The sequence below is a fragment of the Winogradskyella sp. genome (assembly GCF_013213975.1).
Classification (GTDB): domain Bacteria; phylum Bacteroidota; class Bacteroidia; order Flavobacteriales; family Flavobacteriaceae; genus Winogradskyella.
Window position 1 is genome coordinate 1 of sequence record NZ_JABSST010000119.1, and the last position, 6232, is coordinate 6232.

A 6232-nucleotide genomic window follows, 5' to 3' on the forward strand; every position below is an offset into this window, starting at 1 on the left:
TTGGCATACCTAAAGAAACCCATTTTCAAGAAAAGCGTGTATGTTTAACTCCAGATGCCGTATCGGCATTAACAGCAAATGGTCATCGCGTATTGTTAGAATCTGGAGCTGGCGAAGGTGCTAATTTTAAGGATAAAGATTATAGTGAAGCTGGAGCAGAAGTTACCAAGGATACAGCCAAGGTCTACTCCTGCCCAATGATTCTAAAGGTTGAACCTCCTTCTCTTGAAGAGATCTCCTTAATAAATCCACAAACCATTTTAATTTCTGCCTTACAAATTAAGACACAAGGGAAATCGTATTTTGAGGCGCTTGCCAAAAAACGAATTACGGCTTTAGCCTTTGAGTACATCAAAGATGAGGATGGTGCCTATCCTGCGGTAAGATCTCTTAGCGAAATTGCCGGAACAGCCTCAATATTAATTGCTTCTGAATTACTTTCTAACGTTAATGGTGGAAATGGCTTAATGCTTGGAAATATTAATGGTGTACCGCCTACAGAAGTACTAATCTTAGGCGCTGGAACCGTTGGTGAATTTGCAGCACGATCAGCTATTGGCCTTGGCGCTAATGTAAAAGTATTTGATAGTTCTATAACTAAATTGCGATGCATTCAAAATCATCTTGGACGCACCGTTTACACCTCTACCATGCAACCTAAAAATTTATTAAAAGCTTTAAAACGTTGCGATGTTGCCATTGGTGCGGTAAGAGGAACAGACAGAGCACCTGTTGTGGTAACTGAAACGATGGTAGATCATATGAAGCGTGGTTCTGTTATTATAGATGTAAGTATTGATATGGGAGGTTGCTTTGAAACCAGTGAAGTCACTACGCATGATCATCCTACCTTTGAATATAATGGTGTTACCCACTATTGTGTACCAAATATTCCAGCACGTTATTCTAGAACAGCTTCAGTCTCAATAAGTAATATTTTTACGCCATATTTACTAGAAATTGGCGAGCATGGTGGTTTAGAAAATGCACTTCGTTTTGACCGTGGATTAAAAAATGGGTTGTATTTTTACCATGGTATTCTAACCAACAAGTCTGTTGCAGAATGGTTTGGTTTAGACTATAATGATGCCAACCTTTTGATATTTTAATGTATTGATTTTATGAAGTTTACACAGCGCTTAGCTTATTATCTTAGCGGCTTTGCCATTGGTTTAATTATTTTAATGTTTTTCTTAAATGGCAAGGATGCATCGTGTGACTATGGGCCAAACGCCAGAACTGTGAAGAATATTAGTTCTAAAACTATTGCTCACTCCGCAGAAGCGTCAAATTTTATAAAACAAAATGCTTTAGATGCTACTACTATTGTAAATCTTATCAAATATGGTAGTGTTGATTTCTCAAAAAGTGATACCAAGCGAACAGCATGTAAAATTTACCACATCGATAATTCATATAAAAATAGAGACATGGAACTACGCATAGAAAATTGTGATTCCATAGCTACCGTTTTAAGCATTAATTTTCTTAATCCTTAGATGACTTTTTAGTCTTAAAATTTAGAGTCTTCAAATTAAATGGTCATCTTTGATGTCAAATTATTTCAATATTCCTAAAATATGAATGTATTAGTAACTGGAGCAGCTGGTTTTATTGGTTTTTTTACCTGCAAAGTTCTATTAGAAAAAGGTCATAACGTTGTAGGATTAGATAATATTAACGATTACTACGATGTTAATCTCAAATATTCGAGACTCGAAGAACTTGGAATTAACCGCAAGGATGCTGAGGTATTTAATAAGAAGTGCAACAGTACTTTAGAAGGCTTCTCTTTTATTAGAATGAACCTAGAGGATCGCGAAGAACTTCCGAAATTGTTTGAAAACGAAAAGTTTGATATTGTATGTAATTTAGCGGCTCAGGCTGGAGTGCGATACAGTCTTGAAAATCCAGAAACATATATCGACTCTAATTTAGTTGGATTTTTAAATATCTTAGAATGTTGCAGAAATAACGCCATTAAGCACTTAGTATACGCCAGTAGTTCTAGTGTTTATGGCTTAAATAAAAAAATTCCATTCTCAACAGATGATAATGTAGACCATCCTATTAGTTTGTATGCAGCTACAAAAAAGAGTAATGAATTAATGGCACATACGTATAGCCATTTATTTAATATTCCTACCACAGGCTTGCGATTCTTTACTGTTTACGGCCCTTGGGGACGGCCAGATATGGCGATGTTTTTATTTACGGATGCTATTGTGAATAACAGACCAATTAAAGTGTTTAACCATGGAAAGATGGAACGTGACTTTACCTACGTCGATGATATTGTTGAAGGGGTGGTTAGAATAATTGAGAAATCTGTAGATGCAAGACATGACAATTCAGAACTTTACAAGGTGTATAATATTGGAAATAACAATTCTGTAAAACTCCTTGATTTTATTAAAGAAATTGAAATCAACCTTAATACGACTGCGGATAAAAATATGATGCCAATTCAGCCAGGTGATGTCGAACGCACCTGGGCAGATGTAGATCAGCTAATAAAGGACTATGATTACCACCCAAATACAAGCATAAACGAAGGAGTAAAGTCCTTTGTTCAATGGTATAAAGAATACTATAAGAGATAACTTGTAATACACCGAATTATTATGCTCATCTTTGAAAGAGTATGAATTTTGTCGTTAAAACATGTAGTTAATATATTAATTTAGAAGAAACCGAATAGTTCTCACAAATTTGTGATCCTTAAAGAAAATAACCCAAGTCAAATAAACTTAAAACTATGAAGATAAATAAGATATGTTGTATTGGTGCTGGATATGTTGGTGGACCAACTATGGCAGTAATTGCAAAGAAAAATCCAAACATAGAAGTTACCATTGTCGATATTAATGCAGAGCGTATAGCCGCATGGAATGATGAGGATGTATCTAAATTACCAATATATGAGCCTGGCTTAGCAGAAATAGTTGCAGAAACCAGAGGAAGAAATCTATTCTTTTCTACTGAAATTGACAAAGCTATAAAGGAATCTGAAATGATCTTTATTTCAGTTAACACTCCTACAAAGACTTATGGGAAAGGAAAAGGTATGGCAGCCGATTTAAAATACGTCGAATTATGCGCAAGGAATATAGCCGAAGTTGCTACTACAGATAAGATCGTTGTTGAAAAATCTACATTACCTGTAAGAACCGCACAGGCTATCAAGAGTATACTTCATAATACAGGTAGTGATGTTAATTTTGAAATATTGTCAAATCCAGAATTTCTTGCAGAAGGAACCGCAATACAAGACTTATTGCATCCTGATAGAGTTTTAATTGGCGGTGAGTCTGAATCTGCTATTGAAAGTTTAGCAAATATTTACGGAAGCTGGGTAAATCAAGACAAAATATTAAGAACCAATGTTTGGTCGTCTGAACTATCTAAGTTAACAGCAAATGCATTCTTAGCACAACGTATCAGCTCAATCAATGCAATATCAGAACTATGTGAACATACCGAAGCTGATGTAACAGAAGTAGCAAGAGCGATTGGGATGGATTCTAGAATTGGGTCAAAGTTTTTGAATGCATCTATTGGATTTGGAGGTTCTTGCTTTCAAAAAGATATTCTTAACCTTGTCTACATCGCAAGAAGTTACGGGTTAAATGCTGTTGCTGACTACTGGGAGCAAGTTATAATTCTTAACGATCATCAAAAAAGACGCTTTTCTGATAACTTAATAAGTGCACTATACAATACAGTTTCTGGTAAAAAAATAGCAATGCTTGGTTGGGCTTTTAAAAAAGACACCAACGACACAAGAGAATCTGCAGCGATATATGTAGCAGACCATTTGTTAAGTGAGCAGGCCAATATTGCAGTTTATGATCCTAAAGTGCCAGCAAAGAAAGTTTATGCCGATTTGAATTATCTTGAAACGCGTTCAGATTCTAAGAATAAAGACCTTGTATCGACCTATAATGACCCTTATGACGCCGTTAAAGACGCTCATGCCATTGCAATCATGACGGAATGGGACGAATTTAAATCATATAACTGGAAAAGAATATTTGACTCAATGAAGAAACCAGCATTCATTTTTGATGGTCGAAATATCCTAGATAAAAATGAGATTGAAAAGATTGGTTTTGAATATTCTTCGATAGGTAAATAAAACAAACCCATATAAATAAACAAACGGTACTAAACGCTATGATATAGATTTAGTGCCGTTCTTATTAATAGAAAAAACTAACTTTTATTTTATAATTAATTTTTTGGATATCTCGCGGTTGACATCTACCATTTTAACGTAATACATTCCAGGATTAAATGCACTTACATCAATAGTTCTCACAGTTGATACACTTAAATCGTCATTCGAAATAATTTTAGAGTACATAAGCTTACCTGTTATATCATATAAATAAATTCTACTTAATGCAACAGATCCTGAAAGTCTAATATTGACTTGGTTTACCGCCGGATTAGGAAAAACATCAAAACTAAAATCTCCAGAACTATCAGGAGTTTCTGGTTGCTCAACCGTATTATCTTCACAATTATCATCTACAAAAACAATAACGGAATCTTCATCAAAATCTAAAGCGTTAAATACAGTAACAGTATATGCTGTTGTGGTATCTGGAGAAACTTGGATGGATTGTGTAGATTCCCCTGTACTCCATTCATAATCGTCACCACCAGTTGCTGTTAATGTCACTATTTCACCTAAGCAAATTTCAACATCTTCGCCAGCATTAGCTTCAACTTCTGGAATTATATTAACAATTACTTGCTTTTCATCATAACAATCATTTATATACCCCCTCACCTCGTAAGTCGTTGTTTGAGAGGGACTAACAGCAATATTTGGTTGAGTTGCACCATTGTTCCATTCATATGAATTTGCACCAGTAGCACTTAAAGTTACAAAATCCCCACTCATAATGTTAACATAGTCACCATTCATAATTACAACGTTCGGGTTAGGATCTACATAAACAGTTACATCATCTATATCTTCTTGAAATCCTGAAGTAATGGTGACAGTATAAGTAGTTGTTGAAAGCGGGCTCACTACTATACTTTGAGTAGTTTCACCAGTACTCCATAAATAAGAATCTCCTAAATTAGCCGTTAACTCAACTTCATAGGTGTCATTTTCACAGACATTCCTATCCTCACCAGCAAATGCAATAAAAAGTGGTTCAACAGTTACCGTAATTTGTTGTGTGGCAGAACATCCTGTGCTTCCAGAAGACGTAACCGTATATGTTGTTGTTTCAGTTGGCGAAACGGTGATTGACGAAGAGGTTTCACCGGTACTCCACAAATAATTATCACCTCCAAAAGCACTTAAAGTCGTTGATTCACCTTCAATCATAAAAACATCCTCGCTAACTGTAATACTAGGCGTTTCGTTGACTGTAACTGTAACACTATCTGTATCAGAAAAACCATAATCATCTGTAACTGTAACTGTATATGTAGTTGTTTGTTGTGGACTCACTACAATTTGAGCTGTTGTTACTCCTGTACTCCATAAATATGTAGATCCACCAGTTGCTGTTAATATAATATCATCATTACTACAGATAGTTTCATCAGGACCCGCATTTGCAACTACTTCTGGAATAACGGTGACGATTATATCTATTGTTGTAGAACACCCGTTAGGTCCAATTGATGTTACGGAATAACTTGTAGTTACTAGAGGTGCTACAGTAATCTCAGAGCTTGTTTCACCTGTACTCCATAAATAATTATCACTACCACTAACATTTAAAATTGTTGAATTACCTTCAACCAAAACGATGTCCTCGCTAACGGTCAAATCTGGGGCATCATTAACAAAAATGGTTACACTGTCTGTACTTGAACAATTATTGGTTGTTACTTCTACATCATAAATCGTGTCTATTGAAGGACTGACTTGTATGGAGGCTGTGGTTTCCCCATTACTCCATAAATACGATGTACCACCGCTTGCGGTAAGCGTAATAGTTTCTCCTTCACATATCGTGTTATCGTCACCAGCTTCGGCAACTGGAATTGCATTTACAGTTACAATCACACTGTCTTCATCGAAATTACCTTCATTGTCGTAAACAGAAACTGTATATGTGGTTGTTTCTAATGGACTAACCTCAATAGATGCTGTAGTTTCACCATTTTCCCATAAAATATTTGGACCACCAGATGCAGTTAAGATTATTGATTCTCCTTGACATATATCTTGATCTGGACCTGCATTTGCTACGGGCAA

The 6232-nt window shown here is 35.6% G+C and carries 5 protein-coding genes; 4 read left to right on the plus strand and 1 reads right to left on the minus strand.

Annotation, left to right across the window (positions count from 1 at the left end; translation table 11 throughout):
- From HRU49_RS13760 to HRU49_RS13775, 4 genes are all read left to right on the plus strand, one after another.
- On the plus strand, window positions 1-1109 hold a 1109-nt coding region (locus tag HRU49_RS13760), incomplete at its 5' end, for an alanine dehydrogenase (protein ID WP_296358148.1).
- 12 nt (window positions 1110-1121) lie between these two features.
- The gene (locus HRU49_RS13765; protein ID WP_296358150.1) at window positions 1122-1499 is read left to right on the plus strand and encodes a hypothetical protein; all 378 of its coding nucleotides are present in this window, start codon (window positions 1122-1124) and stop codon (window positions 1497-1499) included.
- A gap of 81 nt (window positions 1500-1580) precedes the next feature.
- Entirely contained in the window at window positions 1581-2603 is a 1023-nt protein-coding gene (locus HRU49_RS13770) for an NAD-dependent epimerase (protein ID WP_296358153.1), read from the plus strand.
- A 155-nt stretch (window positions 2604-2758) separates the two neighbouring features.
- A complete protein-coding gene (locus tag HRU49_RS13775; RefSeq protein ID WP_296358155.1) occupies window positions 2759-4138 on the plus strand; it encodes a nucleotide sugar dehydrogenase in 1380 nt (459 codons plus the stop codon).
- An 84-nt stretch (window positions 4139-4222) separates the two neighbouring features.
- Here the strand turns inward: HRU49_RS13775 and HRU49_RS13780 are convergent.
- A partial coding sequence (locus HRU49_RS13780) for a T9SS type A sorting domain-containing protein (RefSeq protein ID WP_296358157.1) occupies window positions 4223-6232 on the minus strand: 2010 nt, incomplete at its 5' end.

Coding starts and splice junctions, on each gene's coding strand:
- HRU49_RS13765 (WP_296358150.1), top strand. CDS start 1,122: ATGAAGTTTACACAGCGCTTAGCTTATTATCTTAGCGGCTTTGCCATT.
- HRU49_RS13775 (WP_296358155.1), top strand. CDS start 2,759: ATGAAGATAAATAAGATATGTTGTATTGGTGCTGGATATGTTGGTGGA.
- HRU49_RS13770 (WP_296358153.1), top strand. CDS start 1,581: ATGAATGTATTAGTAACTGGAGCAGCTGGTTTTATTGGTTTTTTTACC.